We start from the raw sequence: 21,421 nt of genomic DNA, 5'->3' as shown, positions 1-21,421 counted from the left end.
TGTACCGGAATCCGGCACGCGCGGCCTACCGGCCTTCTCCTTCAGGGAAAAGACCGCTGAAACCTTGCGGCGTAGTTCGCGGTGTCATAACCAAGATGCCTTTCTCGCTCTTGTTGCTGCTGAGATGGAGCCCGCGATTCTATCCGGGAGCGGCTCAGGATGCCGGTGCGGCGTTCTTGAGGCCCAACACCTCGATCGGCTCGATCGACGGCGGCTTAGCAAACAGATCAGGCGCCTTCGCCATCAGCGCCTGGGCGATCTGGCCGTTCAGATGCGCCTGACGGCCGGCTTCGTCCTCGAAGGCGTCGAAGACGCCGAAGGTGGTCGGCGAGAGCCGCAGGGCGAACCAGATGGGCGTGGTCTTCTCGTCGCGCGCCATGGCAAGGCCCGCTTCGAGGAACTGCTGGACTTCGGCTTCCTTGCCGGGCTTGGCTTCGAGACGGGCAAACAGTGCGTACTTGATCATGCTTTCTCCTTGGGATGCGGTTGCGCGTAATTGCGACGACCGACATGCACTCTAGGCCCGGATCCGGGATCGGCCTATTGGCATTTTTGACGTCTTTGCTATCGTTATTGCCATGAAGATTCACGTACTCGCGCTGGACGGCGTCTTCGACACAGGGCTGGCCACCACGCTCGACGTCTTCACCACCGCCAACGAACTGGCGGGCATGCTCGGCCTTGACGTCGCGCGCTTCGATGTCTGCACGACCGGCGTTCGAAAGAGGGTCCACACCGCCCAGGGCCTTCGCGTTCCGGTAAATCAGGCCGCCGAATGCGGCAATCCGGACTGGACCGTCATTCCCGCGATCGGGGAAAAGATGCCCGATGGCCTTCAGACGGCACTGCGCCGCAAGGACATCGCCGATGCGGCGAACCTGCTGCGCGAGCAGGCCGCGTCGGGCAGGAGGATCGCGGCGGCCTGCATCGGAACCTTCGTGCTTGCGGAATCCGGCCTGCTCGACGAGCAGCAGGCGACGACGACATGGTGGCTCTCGTCGCTGTTCCGCCAGCGCTACCCCGCCGTCCGCCTCGACGAGTCGCGCATGCTCGTCAGCTCAGGCCCCTTCGTGACCGCGGGGGCGGCGCTGAGCCACGTCGACATGGCGCTTTTCCTCGTGCGCCAGGCGAGCCCCGAACTCGCGACGCTGGTGGCGCGGTATCTGATCGTCGACGCCCGACCATCCCAGTCCGCCTACGTCATCACCGATCACCTCAGCCATTCCGACCCGACCGTCGAACGTTTCGAGCGCTGGGCCCGCGGACGACTCGCCGATGGCTTTTCTCTCGACGAAGCGGCCTCCGCGGCGGGCACCAGCAAGCGCACCCTCGCGCGCCGCATGCAGCAGGTGCTCGGAAAGACGCCTCTTTCCTACTTCCAGGACCTGCGCGTCGAGCGCGCTGTGCATCTTCTGAAGACGAGCGACAAGAGCCTGGAGCAGATTGCCAGTCTCGTCGGCTACGCCGAAGGCGTGACGCTGCGCACCCTGCTGCGCCAGCGGCTCGGGCGCGGCGTGCGAGACCTGCGCAAGGTCGAATAGATCCCGCCCAAGAAAAAATCCCCGCGGATTGCTCTCGCGGGGATTCGTTCAGGGAGCGAGGATGCAGATCAGTGGAACTGCTCTTCTTCGGTCGAACCGGTCAGCGCCTTGACGCTGGACGAGCCGCCCTGGATGACCGTGGTCACGTCGTCGAAGTAGCCGGCGCCGACTTCCTGCTGGTGCGACACGAAGGTGTAGCCCTTGTCGCGCGCAGCGAACTCGGGTTCCTGCACCATGTTGACGTAGTGCTTCATGCCTTCGCCGTTGGCATAGGCATGCGCGAACTGGAAGGTGTTGTACCAGTTGATGTGGATGCCCGCGAGCGTGATGAACTGGAACTTGTAGCCCAGCGCCGAGAGGTCCTCCTGGAACGAAGCGATCTGCTTGTCGTCGAGGTTCTTCTTCCAGTTGAACGACGGCGAGCAGTTGTACGAGAGCAGCTTGCCCGGGCAGGCGGCGTGCACGGCCTGCGCGAATTCGCGCGCGAAGCCGATGTCCGGCACGCCGGTTTCGCACCACACGAGGTCCGCATAGGGCGCGTAGGCGACGCCGCGGCTGATGGCCTGCTCGAGGCCGTTCTTCACGCGGTAGAAGCCTTCCTGCGTGCGCTCGCCGGTCAGGAACGGCTTGTCGTTCGCGTCGTGGTCGGAGGTGATCAGGTTGGCCGCTTCGGCATCGGTGCGGGCCAGCACGATGGTCGACACGCCCATCACGTCGGCCGCGAAGCGCGCCGAGATCAGCTTCTCGCAAGCTTCCTGCGTCGGCACCAGCACCTTGCCGCCCATGTGGCCGCACTTCTTGACCGCAGCGAGCTGGTCTTCGAAGTGCACGCCGGCCGCGCCCGCGGCGATCATATTCTTCATCAGTTCGAAGGCGTTGAGCACGCCGCCGAAGCCGGCTTCGGCATCGGCCACGATCGGCAGGAAGTAGTCGATGAATTCCTTGTCGCCCGGATTCACGCCGCGGCCCCACTGGATCTCGTCGGCGCGCTTGAAGGTGTTGTTGATGCGGCGGACCATGGTCGGCACCGAGTCGTAGGCATAGAGCGACTGGTCGGGGTACATGGTCTCAGAGGTGTTGCCGTCGGCGGCGACCTGCCAGCCCGACAGGTACACGGCCTCGAGGCCAGCCTTGGCCTGCTGCATCGCCTGGCCGGCACTGATGGCGCCGAAGGCGTTCACGTAGCCCTTCTTGGCGTCGCCGTTGATCTTCTCCCACAGCTTCTCGGCACCGCGGCGGGCCAGGGTGTGCTCGATCGGCAGCGAGCCGCGCAGACGCACCACGTCGGCAGCGCTGTAGCCGCGCTTCACGCCCTTCCAGCGGGGGTTGGTGGCCCAGTCTTTTTCGAGAGCGGCGATCTGTTGTTCGCGGCTGAGTTGTTCGGTGAGGGTCTGAGGCATGGTCACTCCGAGAGTTGTTGAAAAGGTCGGTCGCTTCGCGTCCTTGGCGCTTACTGTACGCCGGACTCGAGACTCTTATGTCTTATAGAAGAGTTATTTTTGATCCAACAAACTCAACAACTTACGTTCGTTTCTCTCAATGCGAAATTATTTTTCTTGTATTGAGAAAAATTATTGCGGCGCAGCACATTCAGTTTTCACATTGTGCGACGGCTTTTACGGCATGAAAAGCGACCCGGAGCCTCGATCCCGAGCCATCCAGTTGCCGCTCGCGATGACGGATCTGCCAGCAATCCGCGACGGGTGGATCTCGTACACGAGACAAGCGATCGACCGACCAGCAACCTCCACCTCGACTTCCCGCCGGATGTATTCGCCGGAGCCATCGGGCTTCACCTCCTCGAGCAGATCGAGCTGGACTTCGACCCCCGGAGCGATCCGGTAGACCTCGCCCTTGATGCGCCCGCCTCCACCGAGCACCGCGCCAGGGTATGCGCCCAGATCGAAGAGCGTGCCCGCGATCTCGCCATCCCCCACGCGCTGCGGTGCCGGAGAGAAGCGCGAGATGTCGTTGCTGCCGCCGCTGCGCAACGTCCCGTAGACGAACACATGACGGGCTGTGGGGTCGGGTTGCGGCATCATCCAAGTACTCCTCGCTACGGTTGCCACTCTATTGAACACCGCACTTCCGGCGCCTCGCCGACTCGTCGCCTACGGCTGCCTCGCGCTGAGCATGTCGCTCGTTGGCAGCTACGTTGCCCTCTCCAAGCCGCTAGTCGCCGCATTTCCAGTGCTGCTGCTCGCGTGGCTGCGCTTCGGCATCGCGGCGCTCGCGATGCCGCACTGGCTTCGGCGCCCCGAAGGCGAGCCGGCAATGACGGCACACACGCGCGGACTCGTCTTCCTCGAATCCTTCCTCGGCAACTTCATGTTCTCGATCTGCATGCTCTTCGGCGTCAGCCTGACGAGCGCGGTGTCGGCCGGCGTGATCATGGCGTCGATTCCAGCGGTGGTGGCGATCGGCAGTTGGCTCTTTCTGCGCGAACGCATCACCGCGCGCGTCGGCCTCGCGATCGCATGCGCAGCCTGCGGCATCGGGCTGCTTGCCCTCGCGCCCGCACAGGCCGCGACGCATGGGACGGGGACACCGTCCGGCCACCTGCCCTGGCTGGGCAACCTGCTCGTCTTCGCGGCCGTGGTGTGCGAAGCGTCGTATGCGGTGATCGGCAAGTCGCTCACGGGACGGCTCGGGCCCAAGCGGATCTCGTCGCTCATCAACCTCTGGGGCTTCGTTCTGTCGACGCCCTTCGGCATCTGGTTCGCCCTGCGCTTCGACTTCGGCGCGGTGCCGATCGGACTCTGGGGACTGCTCGTGGTGTACGCGCTCGCAGCGAGCATCTGGACCGTGTGGCTCTGGATGACCGGCCTCAAGGGCGTGCCCGCGTCGCAGGCCGGCGTGTTCACCGTGATGCTGCCGGTGAGTGCTGCGCTCGTCGGCGTCGTGGTGCTCGGCGAGAGTCTTTCATCGCCGCAAGTGGTCGCGTTTGCACTCGCATTGCTCGGCGTCGTGCTCGCGACATGGCCTGCACGACGCGCCTGAAGGTGCTCTCAGAGTGCCTTCAAGGGAAAACGCTGTGCTTCTTCCCTCTGAAAAAACAACAACTCCCAATGAAAAAACCCCTTTTTCCCTTGGAAACGCGTTTCTTCTCCTTTAGCATCCGCAATGCCGGTGAAGAGACACACTCTCATTGGTGAAAGCGTTCAACCAAAAAAGGAAATCAACCATGGCAACTGCAAAGAAGGCCCCGGCCAAGAAAGCGCCGGCAAAGAAGGCGGCTCCGGCCAAGAAGGCCGCGGCGCCTGCGAAGAAGGCGGCTCCTGCAAAGAAGGCAGCACCCGCCAAGAAGGCCGCTCCGGCCAAGAAGGCTCCTGCGAAGAAGGCTCCCGCCAAGAAGCGCACCCCCAACGCTGCGTTCATGAAGGCACTGACCCCCAGCCCGGCGCTCGCCGCTGTGGTCGGCTCGACGCCTCTGCCGCGCACCGCTGTGGTGAGCAAGCTGTGGGACTACATCAAGAAGAACAACCTTCAAGACAAGGCCAACAAGCGCAACATCAACGCCGACGCCAAGCTGAAGGAAATCTTCGGCAAGCCGCAAGTGTCGATGTTCGAACTGGCTTCGCTGATCGGCAAGCACGTCAAGTAAGCCCCGGGGCGTCCTGCACGCTCCCACAAAAAAGCCGGCATCCGCCGGCTTTTTTTCGCCTGCGCGATGACCGCTATCGCGCCTGTGCAGCCTTCCTGATCGTGCTCAACGTGCCACGGGTGGTGATGACCTCGGGGTCGAGCGGAATCTCGATCAGCGTGCCCGTATCGGCCGCCAGTGCGCGCTGCAGCGCACCTTCGAACTGCGTGGTCTCGGTGACACGCTCGGCCGCGTAGCCGTAAGCCCTCGCCAGCGCGCAGAAGTCCGGGTTGCGCAACTCGGTCCCACTCACCTTCGTCGGGTATTCGCGCTCCTGGTGCATGCGGATGGTGCCGTACATGCCGTTGTTGAGCAGCACGATGATGCTCTTGCCGCCATGCTGCGAAGCCGTGGCGAGTTCCTGTCCGGTCATCAGGAAGTCCCCGTCGCCGGCGATCGTGAAGGCGACCCGCCCCGTCGCCAGGTTCGCCGCGATGCCCGCCGGCACCCCATAGCCCATCGCGCCGCTGGTCGGCGCCAGCTGTGTCTTGGCCCCCTTCGCGAGGCCGTGATAGCGGAAATAGCGATGCACCCAGCTCGCGAAATTGCCCGCGCCGTTGGTGATCGCCGCATCCGGCGGAAGGTGCTTCTGCAGCAGAGCAACCACCGCCACCATGTCCACCGCACCGCGCGGCGCCTCGGGCGGCAGGCCTGCAAGAGGCTGCGGCTCCAGATTCGCGACGTAGTCGGCATGCGCGGACGCAGTCCACGCCTCCCAGGGCAGCTCCGTCGGCGCGCTCAGCACTTCGAGGCTGCGCGCGGCTGCGCTCATGCCGGCGTTGATCGCCAGGTCGGCCTGGTAGACGCGGTTGAGCTCCTCTGCGCTGGCATGGATGTGCACCAGCGTCTGCTTCGGCTTCGGCGCCTCCAGCAGCGTGTAGCCGCTGGTCGTCATCTCGCCCAGCCGCGGGCCGATCGCAAGAATGAGATCGCTTTGCCGCACCCGCTCCGCGAGCTTCGGATTGATCGCGATGCCGACATCGCCCGCATACAGCGGATGATGGTTGTCGAAGGTGTCCTGGAAGCGGAACGCATTCGCCACCGGCAGCTTCCAGTTCTCGGCAAAGCGCTGCAGCGCCTGCGCAGCCTGCGGGGTCCATCCACCGCCGCCGGCGATCACGAGCGGACGCTGCGACTTCAGCAGCAGCTCGCGCAGCGTGCGCAGCGCACCCGGATCGCTCCACGGCTCGACGGCCTCGACACGGCGCAGCGGCCGCGATGCCGTGGTGCTGCGCAGCATGTCCTCCGGCAGAACCAGCACGACCGGACCGGGCCGTCCGTTCATGGCCGTGGCGAACGCCCGCGCGATGTACTCCGGGATTCGATCGGCATCGTCGATGCGCTCCACGCGCTTGGCGAAGCCCTTGGTGCTGGGGCCGAAGAAGCTGCCGTAGTCGACCTCCTGGAACGCCTCGCGATCGCGGAAGTCGCTGCCGACGTCGCCGACGAAGAGGACCATCGGCGTCGAATCCTGGAACGCGTTGTGCACGCCGATCGACGCGTTGGTGGCGCCCGGCCCGCGGGTGACGAAGCACACCCCCGGCCGTCCGGTCAGCTTGCCGTGCGCTTCCGCCATGAACGCCGCGCCACCCTCCTGGCGATTCACGATGAAGCGGATGCGCTCGCCGTATTGATGGAAGCCATCGAGCACCGCAAGGAAGCTCTCGCCCGGAACGCCGAAGGCCAGCTCGACCCCCTGTTCGATCAGGCACTCGACAATCAGGTGCCCTGCGGGTTGTGGTGAGCTCATGTGCGACGCGCCTCTCTGCTTGAAATGGGGTGCGCGAATTATCCGCGTGCCTCTCCCTGCTTGCCCGCTTGCCTTAATTCCCCATCTGGTTAAATTCGCCGCATGAAATCCCGCCCTCACGCGCCGGCTGAACCGCGTTCGCGCGATGCCGACCGATCCCAGCTCGCCATCCTCGCCTCCGCGCGCGACGAGTTCTCGCAACGCGGGCTGGCAGGCGCGCGCATGGACAGCATCGCCGAGCGCGCCGGCCTCAACAAGCGGCTGATCTACTACTACTTCGGGAGCAAGGACGATCTCTTCCTTGCGGTGCTCGAGGGCACCTACGCCGACATCCGCGAGGCCGAGCAGCGCCTGCACCTGGAAGACGTGGAACCGGTCGAGGCGATCCGCCGGCTGGTCTCCTTCACCTGGCACTACTACCTCGAGCACCCCGAGTTCATCACGCTGCTCAACAGCGAGAACCTGCACCGCGCGGTGCACCTGAAGCGCTCCGAGCGCATCCAGGAGATGAACTCGCCGCTGATCAAGCTGCTCGACGACGTGCTCGAGCGCGGCCGTCGCGGCGACGTCTTTCGCAACGGCATCGACCCGGTGCAGCTCTACATCTCGATCGCCTCGCTCTGCTACTTCTACCTCTCGAACAACGACACCCTGTCGACCATCTTCGGCCGCAATCTGCGCAGTCCCAAGGCCATGGCGCAGCGCCTCTCGCACATGACCGATCTGGTGCTCGGCTACGTCCTGCGCTGATACGGGTATCTCCTAGGCGGCGGTCGTTGACTGCGTCGATGACGGGTTTCTAGAATCGTTTAATTCACTTATTGGTGAATTGAAGCGCGCGGCTCGACCGCGAATGCCTCCGGCTTCACGGCTCAATCCACCTGCTCTCGTCGATGCTCCGCAACCTGCTGCTTTCACCTGCGCTGAGGCCCTTCCTGCTGATCCTGATGCTGCTGGTGCTGTGGGACATCGTGATCCGCGTCTTCAAGATCCCGCCCTACCTCATCCCGCCGCCGATGCAGGTCGTGCACCAGTTGATCGCCGAATGGCCGCGCCTCATCGCCGAAAGTTGGAAGACGACGCTCGCGACGCTCGGCGGCTTCGGCCTCACGATCGTGATCGGCATTCCGATCGCGATGGTGATCGCGTACTCGCGGGTGGTCGAGTCCTACGTCTACCCGCTGCTGGTGTTCTCGCAGAGCATTCCCAAGGTCGCGATCGCGCCGCTCTTCGTGGTGTGGTTCGGCTTCGGCATCTTTCCGAAGGTGATCTCGGCCTTCCTGCTGGGTTTCTTCCCGGTGGTTGTCTCGACGGTCATGGGCTTCAAGTCGGTGGAGCCGGACATGCTCGACCTCGCACGCTCCATGGGCGCGACGCGGCTGCAGACCTTCTTCAAGATCAGCCTGCCGCAGGCACTGCCGGCGATCTTCAGCGGCCTGAAGGTATCGGTGACGCTGGCGGTGGTCGGCGCGGTGGTCGGCGAATTCGTCGGCTCCAACTCCGGCATCGGCTACGTGCTGCAGGTCGCCAACGGCAACTTCGACCTGCCCCTGATGTTCGCGGCGCTGGTCGTGCTTTCGACCATCGGCGTGCTGCTCTTCATCGCCGTCGATCTCGTCGAGCGGCTGATGATCCCGTGGCACGCGTCACAGCGCCACGCCCAGTGACCCCGTTGCAAACCATTCTTCCCAGGAGACAGACCATGAAGAAGATGCTCACGACCCTACTCGCCGGCGCTGCGGCCGCGTTGGCACTCGCGGTGACACCCGCCCAGGCGCAGAACAAGCCGGCGGACAAGGTCACGCTGATGCTCAACTGGTACCTCTACAGCGAGCACGCGCCGTTCTTCCTCGGCAAGGAGCGCGGCTACTTCGCCGAAGAAGGCATCGACCTCGACATCCAGGAAGGCCGCGGCTCCGCAGTCACCGCCCAGGCCGTGGCGGCCAAGTCGGCCACCTTCGGCTACATCGACGTCACGACCATGATCAAGGCCGCCGCCAAGGGCGCGCCGCTGAAGTCCACCGGCGTCCTGTTCCAGGTCAGCCCGATGTCGGTCATGGGCTTCAGCGAAAAGGGCATCAGGACGCCCAAGGACGTCATCGGCAAGACGGTCGCCACCACGCCGGGCGATTCGATGTCGCAGATGTGGCCGGTCTTCCTGAAAGCCAACAACATCACGCCCGACCAGGTGAAAGTCATCTCGGGCGATGCGCAGACCAAGCTCAATGCGGTCGCCAACGGCCAGGCCGACCTGCTGCTGGGCTACGTGATGGACCAGGCGATCAAGCTGCAGGACGCCACTGGCAAGCCGGTGACGCCGATCCGCTTCGCCGATTCGGGCGTCAACCAGATCAGCTCCGGAATCATCACCAACAAGAACCTGCTGACCGAGAACCCCGACCTCGTGAAGCGCTTCATGCGCGCTGCCACCCGCGCCGCAGAAGCCGCCGAGAAGGAGCCGGAAGCCGCCGTCGACGCGATGCTCAAGGCCAACCCCAAGGCCGGCGTGCGCGACACGCTCATCGTTGGGCTGAAGCAGAGCACCGCGCTCTACCACACCAAGGACACCGCCAACCAGCGTCCGTTCCGCGTGGCGATGAAGAACGTCAACGACTCGCTCGACCTGCTGGTGCAATACGGCGGCATGGACGCGGCGACGCGCGGCAAGCCCGAGGACTACGTGACGCTCGACTTCCTGCCCTGACTGAGTTCTCCCCCAGGCTGCGCGCACTGCGTGTCGCTGCGCCACCCCCTCTCCGGGGGCGCACCCGGCGGCCCGGCGAAGCCGGTTCCGCGGGTGCCCTGGCCTCCGTTCCTACCTCCTCTGTACGCATGTCCACTGATGTCCTGATCGAAGCGCGTGGCGTCTCGATCTACCAAAGCAAGGATGGTCCGGTCGAATCGCTGAAGCCGCTGGACTTCTCGATTCGCGAGGGTGAGTTCGTGTCCGTGGTCGGGCCTTCCGGCTGCGGCAAGAGCACGCTGCTCAAGATGGTCGCGGGGCTGCTGCCGATCAGCGGTGGCACGCTGAACCTCGCGGGCCACCCGATCAAGGGGCCGCAGAAGGACGTGGGCATCGTCTTCCAGAGCGCGGTGCTGCTGGCCTGGCGCAGCGTGGAGGACAACATTCTGCTGCAAGCCGAGATCCGCCACATGCCCAGGGAAGCAGCGCGCCAGCGCGCCCGTGAGCTGATGAAGATGGCCGGGCTCACCGGCTTCGAGAAGAAATATCCCTGGCAGCTCTCCGGCGGCATGCAGCAGCGTGCGTCGATCTGCCGCGCGCTGTTGCACGATCCCTCGGTGCTGCTCATGGACGAGCCCTTCGGCGCACTCGATGCGATGACGCGCGAGAAGATGAACCTCGAGCTCCAGCGCATCTGGTCGGCGTCGAAGAAGACGGTGCTTCTGATCACGCACAGCATCCCCGAGGCGATCTTCCTGTCCGACCGCGTGATCGTGATGAGCGAGCGCCCGGGCTCGATCGCCGCGATCTACGACATCGACCTGCCGCGCCCGCGCCCCCTCGACGTAATGGGCACCGAGCGCTTCGCCGAGTACGCCAGAACCCTGCGCGCGCACTTTTTCGCCCAAGGCCACCTGGACGCTTAGGCGCCTTGTCGTGACTGCCACTCCGTCCCCCGCACCCAGGTTGCGCGTTCTCGCCATCGACTTCGGCGTGCGTGCGATGTCGCTGCGGCTGCCGTTCAAGTTCGGCGCGGCGACGCTGACGCGCTGCCCGCAAGTCTTCGTACGGGCGACGGTGGATTGCGGCACCTCAGGCACCACCGAAGGCTGGGCGGCAGAGCTCATGGTGCCGCGCTGGTTCGACAAGCGGACGGATCGCAGCCCGGCCGACAACGTGCGCGATCTCCAGCACGCGCTGGAATCGACATCCAGCGCCTACACGCGAGACGCCCCCACGACCGCGTTCGCGCTCTTCGCGCAGAACTACCAAGCGCTGATGAAGCATGGCGAAGCATCGGGCGCGACCGCGCTCTCGACCGCGTTCGCGCAGGCGGTGATCGATCGCGCGGTGATCGATGCGCTCTGCCGCTGCGTCCGCTTGCCGATGCATGCCGCCTTCAGCCGCAACCTGGTCGGCCTTTGCGACACGCTGCTGGCGCCCGACCTTCAAGGCTGGGACTGGAACGCGTGGCTCTCGTCGCTGACGCCCTCCTCCAGCCTGCAGGCGAGGCACACCGTCGGCATGCTCGATGCACTCGAAGGCGACGTGGAAGACGCTGCGGGCCTGCCCGTCACCCTCCCGGCGGTGGTGCGTCGCTACGGCCACCGCTACTTCAAGATCAAGCTCGGCGGCGATCCGGCCATCGACCTCGCGCGGCTCGATGCGGTCCTCGCCACGCTCGACGCGGTCGCGCCGGGCCACCGCTTCACCCTCGACGGCAACGAGCAATACGCCGACCTGCACGCCTTGAAGGCCCTCTGCGAGGGGCTGCGCGAACTGCCGCGCCTCCGTGCGCGTCCGGACGCATTGCTCTATCTCGAACAACCGCTGCCGCGCGATGCCAGCATGGATCCGGCGCTGGCTGAACTCCGCGTACCCGCCGCGCTGCTGCTCGACGAAGCCGACGGCACGCTCGACGCTTTCCCGATGGGCCGCGCCCACGGCTGGCGCGGCATCTCGAGCAAAGGGTGCAAGGGCATCTACAAGGCCGTCATCAACCGCGCGCGCTGCGACCAATGGAACCTCGCGCACGACCGCGAAGCCGACCGCTGTTTCATGTCGGCGGAAGACCTGACCTGCCAGGCAGGCCTCGCAGTCCAGCAGGACCTCGCCCTGGCCGCGCTGCTCGGCCTCGCGCACTGCGAACGCAACGGCCATCACTACGTCGACGGCTTCGGCGATGCGCCAGCCGCGGAGTCATCGAACTTCGCAACCGCCCACCCCGATCTCTACGAAACCAGCGCAGGCCGTCCCCGCCTCGCGATCCGCGACGGGCGCATCGCCATCGGCTCGCTCCTCGCGCAACCGGGCTTCGCGCATGCGGCCGAGCCCGCATTCGACAGCCTCCAACCCCTCTCGCAAGCGCCCACGCTGGTGTAGCGCTCGCGACCCCTCGCCACTCACAGCGGAGAACAACCATGGCACAACAACGACTCGGAATCATCATGCATGGCGTCACCGGACGCATGGGCATGAACCAGCATCTGATCCGCTCGATCTGCGCGATCCGCGCGCAAGGCGGCGTGACGCTCGGGAACGGCGACAAGGTCATGCCCGATCCGATCCTGATCGGCCGCAATGCCGAGAAGATCGAGGCGCTCGCCAGGGCGCACGGCATCACGCGCTGGGGCACCGACCTCGACAAGGCGTTGGAGAACAAGGACGACACCGTTTTCTTCGACGCCGGCACCACGCAGATGCGCCCGCAATTGCTCGCCAAGGCCATCCGCGCCGGCAAGCACGTCTACTGCGAAAAGCCGATCGCGACCAACCTCAACGAAGCGGTAGCGATCGCCGGCCTCGCGCAGGGCTCGGGCCTCAAGCACGGCGCGGTGCAGGACAAGCTCTTCCTGCCCGGCCTGCGCAAGCTCGACATGCTGCGCCGCGCGGGCTTCTTCGGCCGCATGCTCTCGGTGCGCCTCGAATTCGGCTACTGGGTCTTCGAAGGTGACCTCCAGCCCATCCAGCGTCCCTCGTGGAACTATCGCAAGGAAGACGGCGGCGGGATGATCCTGGACATGATGTGCCACTGGCGCTATGTGCTGGACAACCTGTTCGGCGAAGTGAAGTCGGTCTCGTGCCTCGGCACCACCCACATCCCGAAGCGTTGGGATGAAGCCGGCAAGCCGTATGAGGCCACCGCCGACGACGCCGCCTACGCGACTTGCGAACTCACCGGCCACAACGGCGAGCCGGTGATCGCGCAGATCAACATGAGCTGGGTGACCCGCGTGCGCCGCGACGACCTCGTGACCTTCCACGTCGACGGCACCGACGGCTCGGCGGTCGCGGGCCTCTCGTCATGCCGCGCGCAATCGCGCGTCGCCACCCCGCGCCCGGTCTGGAACCCGGACGAGAAGCAGACCATGAATTTCTTCGACCAGTGGCAGGAGATTCCGGACTCGCAGGTCTACGACAACGGCTTCAAGATCCAGTGGGAGCACTTCATCCGCCACGTGGTCGAGAACGCACCGTACAAGTGGACGCTGCCCGAAGGCGCCAAGGGTGTGCAGCTCGTCGAGGCCGCACTCGAAAGCTGGAAGGACCGCCGCTGGATCGACGTGCCTGAGCTGAAGATCTGAGGAGGCGTTTTCATGGCCCTCTCGCTCACACTCCTCACCGCAGGCGGCGCGCTCGCGCCCTACGCGCTCAAGGGCAGCACGCCGGTCAAGCCGCCGGCTGGCGTCACGTTCAATCGCATCGCGTATTCGGCCGCGCACGTGGTGGCCGACCCGAAGGCCGCGATCGATCCATGGCTGCAATGCGCGGTCGACTGGGACGCCACCATCGGCTACCGCCGCCGCCTGTGGTCGCTCGGCCTCGGCGTGGCCGAGGCGATGGACACCGCGCAGCGCGGCATGGGCCTGGACTGGCCGACCTCGCTCGAACTCATCCGCCGCTCGCTCGATGCCGCCAAGGACGTGCCTGGCGCGCTCGTCGCCTCCGGCTGCGGCACCGACCACCTGGACATCGACAAGGTCAAGAGCGTCGATGACGTGATCCGCGGCTACGAAGAACAAATGGCCGCCATCGAGGCGCTCGGCGGCAAGCTGATCGTGATGGCCAGCCGCGCGCTCGCCCGCGTCGCGAAGAGCCCCGCCGACTACGAGTGGGTGTACGACCGCATCCTCAGCCAGGCGAAGCAGCCGGTGATCCTGCACTGGCTCGGCGACATGTTCGACCCCGCGCTCGCCGGCTACTGGGGCACGTCGGACATCGACAGCGCGATGAACACCGCGCTCGGCATCATCGCCGCGCATCCGCACAAGGTCGACGGCATCAAGATCTCCCTGCTCGACAAGGACAAGGAAATCGTGATGCGCCGCCGTCTGCCCGCGGGCGTTCGCATGTACACCGGCGACGACTTCAACTACGCGGAGCTGATCGCAGGCGACGGTCAGGGCAGCGAGCCGACGCACGGCAAGAGCGATGCGCTGCTCGGCATCTTCGACGCGATCGCGCCGGCCGCGAGCGCGGCGCTGGGCGAACTGGCCGCCGGCAACCTGGAGAAGTTCCACGCGATCCTCGGCCCCACGGTGCCGCTGTCGCGCCACATCTTTGCGGCGCCCACGCGCTTCTACAAGACCGGCGTGGTATTCATGGCGTGGCTCAACGGCCACCAGAGCCATTTCACGATGGTCGGCGGACAGCAGAGCACGCGCTCGCTGCCGCATCTGGCAGAACTGTTCCGGCTGGCCGATGCGGCGAACCTGCTGGAGCAGCCAGAGCTCGCCGTCAAACGCATGAAGACGCTGCTCGCTCTGCACGGCGTCGAAGGCTGAACGACGATGCGCGACTTCTCGCAGAGCCATGAATGGCTGTCGATCAATACGGCAACCATCCGCAAGCAGCACGGCGTGGAGGTGCCGCTGGACCGCATCATCGACCAGTGCGCCGAACGCGGCATCCGCGCGATCAGCCCGTGGCGCGACCAGGTCGCTGCGGTCGGCATCGACAGGATTGCCAGGCAACTCAAGGCGCACGGCATCGGGCTTTCGGGCTACTGCCGTGGCGGTTTCTTCCCAGCGCCGGATGCGACCGGGCTGAAAGCCGCACTCGACGACAACCGCCGCGCGATCGACGAGGCCAAGCTGCTCGGCGCGCCCTGCCTCGTGCTGGTCGTCGGCGCACTGCCGGGTGCACTCGACGGCAAGGCGCTCTACAAGGACATCGGCCGCGCGCGCGGCGAGGTTCGAGATGGCATCGCCGCATCGCTGGAGTACGCGCGGCAGGTCGGCATGCCGCTCGCCATCGAACCGCTGCACCCCATGCAGGCCGCCGACCGCGCGTGCATCAACACGCTCGAACACGCGCTCGACCTGTGTGACGAACTCGATCCAACGCGCTCGGGCATGCTCGGCGTCGCGGTCGACATCTACCACGTGTGGTGGGACCCGAAGCTACAGCAGCAGATCGCGCGCGCCGGCAAGGAGCGCGTGCTGGCCTACCACGTCTGCGACTGGCTCACACCGACGCGCGACCTGCTGTCCGATCGCGGGATGATGGGCGATGGCGTGGTCGAGCTGAAGAAGGTGCGCGACTGGGTCGAGGATGCGGGCTTCGCCGGCTACAGCGAAGTTGAGATCTTCTCGGTCTTCGACTGGTGGAAGCGTTCGGGCGAGGAGACGCTGGACACTTGCATCGAGCGGCACCGCAGCGAGGTCTGAGCGGCGCCGCCCGCAGGCGGTTCGGGCGTCTACTGGGTGATCGGCTCATTGAGAACCCTTCTGTACGTCGATGGCGTTTCGCACCAGCGTAGCCATCGCCCGCGCGTTGTCGGTGCCCTCGGCGGCCAGCCCTTCGACCGTGCCCCACCGGTCCTGCAGGTCCTCGTCCTGACTCGCCTTGAGTTTGCCAACGAGACCATCGATCGGAATCTCTATCCCCACCACGGCACGAACGAGCTTGTCGATGAACTCGCTGGGCGCGTCCGCCACCGCCCACGGCATCGGCCTCGACGCCTCGCTGGCGGTCGTGAGCCGCGCCAGCAGGTCGCGCAGCCAGTCCTCGTCGTCGATGGCACGCGCGACGCCCCGCGCGTGCGCGACCGCGTAGTTCCAGGTCGGGACCACTTTTCCGTGCGTCCGCTTGCCTGGGTACCAGCGGGGCGTGATGTAGGCCTCTTGCCCCTGGAACATCACGAGCGACGGCGTGGATGCGCGGAGCTGCCGCCAGACCGGATTCGCCCGAGCGACATGACCCTGCAGCGTTCCGAGCCGGCCGCGCGACGGGTCGAGAAGAAACGGGACATGGTTAGCCACGAGCCCGTCGTCGCCGGGCACCACCCAGGCCCCGAGCGGATGGGCCTGGATCAATGCGTGGGCCGCGGCGGTGCCGGGCAGCTCATGGTGCTTGGAGATGTACATGCGGAGATTCAAATCCCGGCCGGGATGCGCCGGCTGTAAGCAAGAAAGACCTCGTCGCGAATCCAGCCAAGCGACTCGTACAGCGACTGGGCCGCCCGGTTGGAGCGCGCCGTCGTGAGGTCCATCCTCGACGCGCCTCGCCGGCCTGCTTCGGCTTCTGCCGCTAGCAGCAGCCCGCGTCCCACCCCGCTTCGTCGGCATTGCGGCGCGACGAAAAGGTCGTACAAGGCATAGATCGACGTGGCCTCGACGGAACAAAAGCTCGGATAGAGCTGACAGAAGCCAACGGCCTGGCCGTCGCCGTCCTCCGCGAGCAGCACGATGCATTCGCCACGTCGCATCCTCTCGGCAATGAACGTCCTCGCGAGGTCGAGGTCCGGGGCCTGTTGGTAGAACTGCCGATAGGCGTCGAAGAGCGAGGAAACAGTCTCCAAGTCGGCGAGTGTGGCGGGTCGGATGCGGATGTCGGTCATGGTGAATGGGGCTGGGTCGGCGCGATGCTAGTTCGAACACCACGAGACGTGGGCTCGGAAAACTCTGAAACCACTCCCGGCGGCTCGCCTCGTGCTCAATGGTCCGTCGAGGCCATGCGGAACGAAGCATCGCCAATTCGCGCCAGCAGGCGACGCCGAATCAGGCCGCTGACCGGACGGATCACCCACCAGTACGGCGTGAAATGCCGCAGCGCACTGCGGTCAACGCACTGCACACGGGTCTCGGTCAACTGCATTGTTTGCTCTTGCGCGCCTCGAATCGATCCGGCGCGGCGGGACAATTGTCGAGCCGCGAACGGCAGGCGGATGGACGGCGCGCGAACTGGCCGCTGCGGCAACAATCGGTCTGCAAATCCTCGCAATCCTCCCCCCGCATGCCTGCCGAACCCAGCCTCGACGCCTTGCGCTGCTACGCGGTCGCACGCACCCTCTTCACGCCGACCACTTTGCCGGCCGCCATCCGGCGGCTGGGTTTCGTGCAGGCGGACCCGATCCGCGCGCCCGCGCGTGCGCAGGACCTGACGCTGCGCCATCGGGTCAAGAACTACCGCGCCGGCGATCTGGAGAGCCGCTACACGCGGCTCGCGATCGAGGAGGACTGCCTCGTCAACTATGGCTTCCTGCCGCGCGAGCATCTGGCCCTCATGCATCCGCGCGAAGCCAGCCGTGCGTGGGACGCAGAGACGCGGCGCAAGGCCGAGGAAGTGCTGGCCTTCGTTCGCGAGCGCGGGTCGGTGCATCCCCGCGAGGTCGAGGCGCATTTCGCGCACGGCCGCATACAGAATTACTGGGGCGGATCGAGCAATGCCAGCACGCATCTGCTCGACGGCATGCACTACCGGGGCCTGCTGCGCGTGAAGCGGCGCGACAGCGGCACGCGCATCTACGAGGCGGTGACGCATCCGCCAGTCGACGACAGCCCCGCCGAGCGAGCCGGGCGTGCCGCCGCGCTGGTCGATCTGGTGGTGCGCAAGTACGCGCCGCTGCCGGCCGCGAGCCTGACCTACCTGATCCGCCTGCTCGGCTATGGCGCGCCGCACCTCGCGGCACAGACGCAAGCGGCGTTGCAATTGGCGCGCGAGGAACTCGCGAGTTGCCGCATCGACGGCACGACCTGGTACTGGCCGGCGGACGAGAACCCGGCCTCGCGCCGCCATGCGCCCGACGACTCGCTGCGGCTGCTCGCGCCTTTCGATCCGATCGTCTGGGACCGCCGCCGCTTCGAGCTGCTGTGGGGCTGGACGTACAAGTTCGAGGCATACACGCCCCCGCCGAAGCGGCAGTTCGGCTACTACGCGCTGCCGATGCTGTGGCATGACCGCGTGATCGGATGGGCCAATGTCACTGCGCGCGACGGCAGGCTGCAACCCACGTTCGGCTACGTGGATCGCGCGCCGTCCGGGGCCGCGTTCCGCGCCGCGCTCGACGACGAGTTGCATCGGATGACGGAGTTCTTGGTGCCTCGTTGAAGCCTGCCGGCCGGCGAACCGAACGCCGTGTGGGGGTTTTGCCTCCTGCGTGACAGCGCCGTCCGCGCCACTTCCCTAGAATCGCCCCTGCTCCGGCCCAGGCCGGGGCAAGCGTTCTCAGGGCGGGGCGAAATTCCCCACCGGCGGTGATGGCGGCGAAAGCCGCACAAGCCCGCGAGCGCCCGTGGCGTGCAATGCGCCACGGGGTCAGCAGACCCGGTGCGATTCCGGGGCCGACGGTCACAGTCCGGATGAAAGAGAGCGCGATGCCGTTGCCGGTGGGCGCGTTCGCGTGCGTGCCGGCGCCGGTTTCGTGCGCCCTGATTCAGGCAAACCCTTCAAAGGCAAACCATGAGTCAGATCAACGACCTTCCCCTCTCCGCCGTCCAGGCATCCGATGCACCGCGCGGCCGCCGCGTCGCCTTCGTGCAGGCGCAATGGCATTCGGACATCGTCCACCAGGCGCGCGACGCCTTCCTCGCCGAGATGAAGCGCCAGGGCGTGCCGCTCGATACGATCGACATCTTCGACGTGCCCGGCGCGTTCGAGATTCCGCTGCACGCCAAGCGGCTTGCGCAGTCGGGGCGCTATGCGGCGATCGTCGGCGCGGCGCTCGTCGTTGACGGCGGCATCTACCGCCATGAGTTCGTCGCCAACACCGTGGTCAATGCGCTGATGACGGTGCAGCTCGAGACCAATGTGCCGGTGCTTTCCGCCGTGCTCACGCCGCACCATTTCCACGAGCACGTGGAGCATCGCAAGTACTTCCACCGCCACTTCGCGGTGAAGGGCACCGAGGCGGCCGAGGCCTGCGTGAAGACGATCGAAGGGCTGCAGCGGCTGGACGCAATCCTCACCGCCTGAACGGTCTTCGGCGATCCGCCTGATCCGGCGGGGTAGGCTGCGTCGATGAACGACACGGCCAACCCCTACATCCTCTACGGCGCGCCCGGCTCGGGCGCGCCACGCATGGCCGACGTGGTGCGGCGCGTCGACGCCGATCCGCGCCTCGCGGATTTCTGGGCGGCGCGGTTTCCGTTCATTGCAGGATGGGAAGGCCGCGAGACCGCCTGAGCGCGGAGGACAATCGCCGGATGGCAAACGAAACCCCCACCGTCACCATCTTCCACAACCCCGCGTGCGGCACGTCGCGCAACACGCTCGCGCTCATCCGCGAACACGGCATCGAACCGCAGGTCGTCGAATACCTGAAGACGCCGCCGACCAAGGCCAGGCTGAAATCGCTCGTCAAGGCGATGGGCGTCCCGGTGCACGAGGTGCTGCGCCAGAAGGGCACGCCTTACGACGAACTCGGCCTTGGCGATCCGAAGTGGACCGACGACCAGTTGCTCGACTTCATCGCCCTGCATCCAATCCTGATGAATCGCCCGATCGTCGAAACGCCTCTCGGCACACGCCTGTGCCGGCCGATGGATCTGGTGCTCGAAATCCTGCCGAAAAAGTGAAGTCAGCGCGCCAGCAGCACCGGCACGGATGACGCCAGCAGCGCGATGCCTGAAGCCGTCAGCAGGCTGAGCACGATCCTGCGAAACGCCTCGTGGGTGATGCCGACATAGAGGCGCGCGCCGAGCAGCACCGGCACGAGCACCGCCAACCCGACGAGGCCAAGCATCGGCAGCATGCTGACGCTCACGAGACCCGAAGCCACGTACAGCGAGAACGCGACCGCAAGCATCGACACGTTGAAGTTCTGGATCACCTCGCGCTGCACGTCCTTCTCGAACCCGCGCAAGGTGCACCAGAGCGTAGGGATCGGCCCGGTGAAGCCGCCGATGCCACCACAGATGCCGCCGAGCCATCCGGCGATCGCATCTGCTGCGCGCCCGCCGGCGGTCACGCGCGGCAGGTTGCGCGCCATCAGCATCGTTGGGCACCAGATCAGCAGCAAGCCGCCGAGGCAGGCCTTGAAAAGCGGCACATCCAGGCGCGGCAGCAGCCAGACGCCGACCGGCAGACCGAGCAATCCACCAATGACGAAAGGGGCGAGGAGCGCCTTGTCGAACCGGCGGCGGCCGGTGACCGCGGCGATGACCTGCCCGGTGAGGGCGCCGAAGGTGGACAGCACCGCCGCCAGCTTCGGGTCGACCGTCCAGGCCCAGAAAGACATCGCCACCAGCCCGAAGGCGAAGCCCGAGAGCCCCTGCACGAAGCCGGCGACGATCGCGCCGAGCGCGACGATCAGATAGACAGACAAGTCCGCGTCAGGCCGAAGCGGGAACCAGGGACTCCCGGCGCACGCGGCGCACGTTGAATGCACTCACGATCAGCACGCCCTGCACCACCGCGAGGCCGACGAGCACGCTCGTGTACTGGCCGTGGTCCATCAGCCGGCCGAAGATCAGCGGCGCGATCGCCTGGCCGATGTCGAGCCCCGCGTAAACCACGCCGTAGACGCGGCCCGACGCATTGGCTGGCGTCGAGCGCTTGACCAGCAGGTCGCGCGAAGGGCCCGCGATACCGGCGGCAAAACCCATTGCGCCGAACATGACCGGCACCAGCACCGGCATGAAGTTCGCCAGCGCCAGAATCAGCGCGATACCCGCCGCGATACCGAAGCCGGCGCCGACGATGCGCTCGCATCGCGAAGGGTCCGACGCGAGAAAGCCGCCGAACACCATGCCCGTGGCGCTCGCAACCATGTAGACGGTGAGGCAGATCGCGATCAGCGTCACCGGCACCTCGTGCAGCCGGCCAGCCGCAGCCGGCGCGAAGGTCTGCACCACGCTCAGCGCCATCGCATAGAAGAAGAAGAAGCCGAAGCACATCCACACGGCCGGAATCTTGAGGAACGCGAACTCGCTCCCTGCCGCCGCGTCGGTGCCGGTGGCCTTGCGCACCGCAGCGGGATCGAGCGACAGCACGCTGCGGTTGACCCACAGGATGAGCAGCACGACCACCGCGACTGCTCCGGCACCCGCCAGCGCGACCCGCCACGAGAAGGCCATGGCCAGCGGCACCACGAAAGCCGGCGCCAGCGCCCACCCCAGGCTACCGGTGATGCCATGCACGCTGTAGGCATGACCGAGCCGGGTCGGCGCGACCTTGCGGTTGAACAAGGTGTAGTCGACCGGATGGAACACGCCGTTGCCGATGCCCGCCGCCACCGCGCAGACGAGCAGCATCCAGTAGCTCTGCGCCGCCGCATAGCCGAAACCTGCCAGACCGAGCATCGAGAGGCCGACGAACAGCACCGGTCGCGGGCCCAGCTTGTCGACGATGAACCCGGACGCCGCCTGCACCATGCAAGAAACGACGAAGAAGACGGTCAGCACTGCGCCCAGCTCGGTGTAGCTCACGTTGAAGGCGTCTTTCAGCCACGGGAACAGCGGCGGCAGGATGAGCTGGCTGAAATGGCTGACGGCGTGAGCCAGCCCCACGAGACCGATCAGCTTGGCATCGGCGCCCAGCGTGGGCGTGCCGGCGGTGGTGGTGGCGGTGTTGGAAGACATGGA

23 protein-coding genes, 1 pseudogene and 1 riboswitch are annotated in these 21,421 nt (G+C 66.1%); of the genes and pseudogenes, 15 read left to right on the top strand and 9 right to left on the bottom strand.

The features are described from left to right. Positions 1 to 154: 154 nt before the first annotated feature. Complete coding sequence (locus BLW05_RS08030) at positions 155 to 466, bottom strand: putative quinol monooxygenase (RefSeq protein WP_093161623.1); 312 nt, start codon at positions 464 to 466, stop codon at positions 155 to 157. 112 nt (positions 467 to 578) lie between these two features. Between BLW05_RS08030 and BLW05_RS08025 the strand changes: the two genes are divergently transcribed. Then, complete coding sequence (locus BLW05_RS08025; RefSeq protein WP_093161621.1) at positions 579 to 1,541, top strand: GlxA family transcriptional regulator; 963 nt, start codon at positions 579 to 581, stop codon at positions 1,539 to 1,541. 68 nt (positions 1,542 to 1,609) lie between these two features. On the opposite strand, the gene aceA is transcribed toward BLW05_RS08025, so the two are convergent. Both aceA and BLW05_RS08015 read right to left on the bottom strand, forming a co-directional pair. Next, positions 1,610 to 2,941: an isocitrate lyase gene (aceA, locus tag BLW05_RS08020; RefSeq protein WP_093161620.1), complete on the bottom strand. Its 1,332-nt coding sequence runs from the start codon at positions 2,939 to 2,941 to the stop codon at positions 1,610 to 1,612. A 216-nt stretch (positions 2,942 to 3,157) separates the two neighbouring features. Next, on the bottom strand, positions 3,158 to 3,583 hold the full coding sequence (locus BLW05_RS08015) for a gamma-glutamylcyclotransferase family protein (protein WP_371126920.1): 426 nt from the start codon (positions 3,581 to 3,583) through the stop codon (positions 3,158 to 3,160). 31 nt (positions 3,584 to 3,614) lie between these two features. Here BLW05_RS08015 and BLW05_RS08010 point away from each other — a divergent pair, with 31 nt between their 5' ends. Continuing rightward, positions 3,615 to 4,541 (top strand): DMT family transporter, encoded by a 927-nt coding sequence (locus BLW05_RS08010; protein ID WP_093161619.1) that lies wholly within the window; start codon positions 3,615 to 3,617, stop codon positions 4,539 to 4,541. Positions 4,542 to 4,725: 184 nt separating this feature from the next. Continuing rightward, on the top strand, positions 4,726 to 5,145 hold the full coding sequence (locus tag BLW05_RS08005; protein ID WP_093161618.1) for an SWIB/MDM2 domain-containing protein: 420 nt from the start codon (positions 4,726 to 4,728) through the stop codon (positions 5,143 to 5,145). Positions 5,146 to 5,218: 73 nt separating this feature from the next. Here BLW05_RS08005 and BLW05_RS08000 read toward each other — a convergent pair whose 3' ends face one another. Beyond that, positions 5,219 to 6,934 (bottom strand): thiamine pyrophosphate-binding protein, encoded by a 1,716-nt coding sequence (locus BLW05_RS08000; RefSeq protein ID WP_093161617.1) that lies wholly within the window; start codon positions 6,932 to 6,934, stop codon positions 5,219 to 5,221. Positions 6,935 to 7,036: 102 nt separating this feature from the next. Between BLW05_RS08000 and BLW05_RS07995 the strand changes: the two genes are divergently transcribed. The 8 genes from BLW05_RS07995 to BLW05_RS07960 all read left to right on the top strand — a co-directional run bounded on the left by BLW05_RS07995 (position 7,037) and on the right by BLW05_RS07960 (position 15,286). Then, positions 7,037 to 7,684, top strand: coding sequence for a TetR/AcrR family transcriptional regulator (locus BLW05_RS07995; protein WP_093161616.1), 648 nt, complete (start codon positions 7,037 to 7,039; stop codon positions 7,682 to 7,684). Positions 7,685 to 7,827: 143 nt separating this feature from the next. Next, positions 7,828 to 8,601: an ABC transporter permease gene (locus BLW05_RS07990; RefSeq protein ID WP_093161615.1), complete on the top strand. Its 774-nt coding sequence runs from the start codon at positions 7,828 to 7,830 to the stop codon at positions 8,599 to 8,601. Positions 8,602 to 8,636: 35 nt separating this feature from the next. Further along, a complete protein-coding gene (locus BLW05_RS07985; RefSeq protein WP_093161614.1) occupies positions 8,637 to 9,638 on the top strand; it encodes an ABC transporter substrate-binding protein in 1,002 nt (333 codons plus the stop codon). Between the two features lie 128 nt (positions 9,639 to 9,766). Further along, positions 9,767 to 10,543, top strand: coding sequence for an ABC transporter ATP-binding protein (locus tag BLW05_RS07980; protein WP_093161608.1), 777 nt, complete (start codon positions 9,767 to 9,769; stop codon positions 10,541 to 10,543). A gap of 10 nt (positions 10,544 to 10,553) precedes the next feature. Beyond that, a complete protein-coding gene (locus BLW05_RS07975; protein WP_143044791.1) occupies positions 10,554 to 11,999 on the top strand; it encodes an enolase C-terminal domain-like protein in 1,446 nt (481 codons plus the stop codon). 38 nt (positions 12,000 to 12,037) lie between these two features. After that, positions 12,038 to 13,201, top strand: a complete 1,164-nt coding sequence (locus tag BLW05_RS07970) for a Gfo/Idh/MocA family protein (RefSeq protein ID WP_093161606.1) — start codon at positions 12,038 to 12,040, stop codon at positions 13,199 to 13,201. 12 nt (positions 13,202 to 13,213) lie between these two features. Further along, complete coding sequence (locus BLW05_RS07965) at positions 13,214 to 14,401, top strand: dihydrodipicolinate synthase family protein (protein WP_093161605.1); 1,188 nt, start codon at positions 13,214 to 13,216, stop codon at positions 14,399 to 14,401. A 6-nt stretch (positions 14,402 to 14,407) separates the two neighbouring features. Further along, positions 14,408 to 15,286, top strand: a complete 879-nt coding sequence (locus BLW05_RS07960; RefSeq protein ID WP_093161604.1) for a sugar phosphate isomerase/epimerase family protein — start codon at positions 14,408 to 14,410, stop codon at positions 15,284 to 15,286. A gap of 45 nt (positions 15,287 to 15,331) precedes the next feature. Here BLW05_RS07960 and BLW05_RS07955 read toward each other — a convergent pair whose 3' ends face one another. The 3 genes from BLW05_RS07955 to BLW05_RS35880 form a co-directional block, all read right to left on the bottom strand. Further along, positions 15,332 to 15,985 carry an FMN-binding negative transcriptional regulator gene (locus BLW05_RS07955; protein WP_093161603.1) on the bottom strand — a complete coding sequence of 218 codons (654 nt, stop codon included), beginning with the start codon at positions 15,983 to 15,985 and terminating at the stop codon, positions 15,332 to 15,334. 8 nt (positions 15,986 to 15,993) lie between these two features. After that, entirely contained in the window at positions 15,994 to 16,458 is a 465-nt protein-coding gene (locus BLW05_RS07950) for a GNAT family N-acetyltransferase (RefSeq protein ID WP_093161602.1), read from the bottom strand. Between the two features lie 95 nt (positions 16,459 to 16,553). Beyond that, complete coding sequence (locus BLW05_RS35880; RefSeq protein WP_177142563.1) at positions 16,554 to 16,715, bottom strand: hypothetical protein; 162 nt, start codon at positions 16,713 to 16,715, stop codon at positions 16,554 to 16,556. Positions 16,716 to 16,853: 138 nt separating this feature from the next. On the opposite strand from BLW05_RS35880, the gene BLW05_RS07945 reads away from it, so the two are divergent. From BLW05_RS07945 to arsC, 4 genes and pseudogenes are all read left to right on the top strand, one after another. Further along, positions 16,854 to 17,948: a DNA glycosylase AlkZ-like family protein gene (locus BLW05_RS07945; protein ID WP_093161601.1), complete on the top strand. Its 1,095-nt coding sequence runs from the start codon at positions 16,854 to 16,856 to the stop codon at positions 17,946 to 17,948. Between the two features lie 109 nt (positions 17,949 to 18,057). After that, positions 18,058 to 18,215: riboswitch (FMN riboswitch) on the top strand. 84 nt (positions 18,216 to 18,299) lie between these two features. Further along, positions 18,300 to 18,812 carry a 6,7-dimethyl-8-ribityllumazine synthase gene (locus BLW05_RS07940; RefSeq protein ID WP_093161600.1) on the top strand — a complete coding sequence of 171 codons (513 nt, stop codon included), beginning with the start codon at positions 18,300 to 18,302 and terminating at the stop codon, positions 18,810 to 18,812. 45 nt (positions 18,813 to 18,857) lie between these two features. After that, positions 18,858 to 19,022 carry a hypothetical protein gene (locus BLW05_RS35325; protein ID WP_256330105.1) on the top strand — a complete coding sequence of 55 codons (165 nt, stop codon included), beginning with the start codon at positions 18,858 to 18,860 and terminating at the stop codon, positions 19,020 to 19,022. 20 nt (positions 19,023 to 19,042) lie between these two features. Continuing rightward, positions 19,043 to 19,408: pseudogene (gene arsC / locus BLW05_RS07935) on the top strand (arsenate reductase (glutaredoxin)); the annotation flags it as partial. Between the two features lie 8 nt (positions 19,409 to 19,416). Here the strand turns inward: arsC and BLW05_RS07930 are convergent. Both BLW05_RS07930 and BLW05_RS07925 read right to left on the bottom strand, forming a co-directional pair. After that, a complete protein-coding gene (locus BLW05_RS07930; RefSeq protein ID WP_093161597.1) occupies positions 19,417 to 20,163 on the bottom strand; it encodes a sulfite exporter TauE/SafE family protein in 747 nt (248 codons plus the stop codon). Between the two features lie 7 nt (positions 20,164 to 20,170). Beyond that, positions 20,171 to 21,418: an MFS transporter gene (locus tag BLW05_RS07925; protein ID WP_093161595.1), complete on the bottom strand. Its 1,248-nt coding sequence runs from the start codon at positions 21,416 to 21,418 to the stop codon at positions 20,171 to 20,173. Positions 21,419 to 21,421: the final 3 nt, after the last annotated feature.

The organism is Variovorax sp. YR216, from assembly GCF_900107745.1.
In the GTDB taxonomy this organism is placed as follows: domain Bacteria; phylum Pseudomonadota; class Gammaproteobacteria; order Burkholderiales; family Burkholderiaceae_C; genus Variovorax.
Note: the sequence above shows the minus strand (reverse complement) of the source record. Positions and strands in the feature narration are given on the sequence as shown.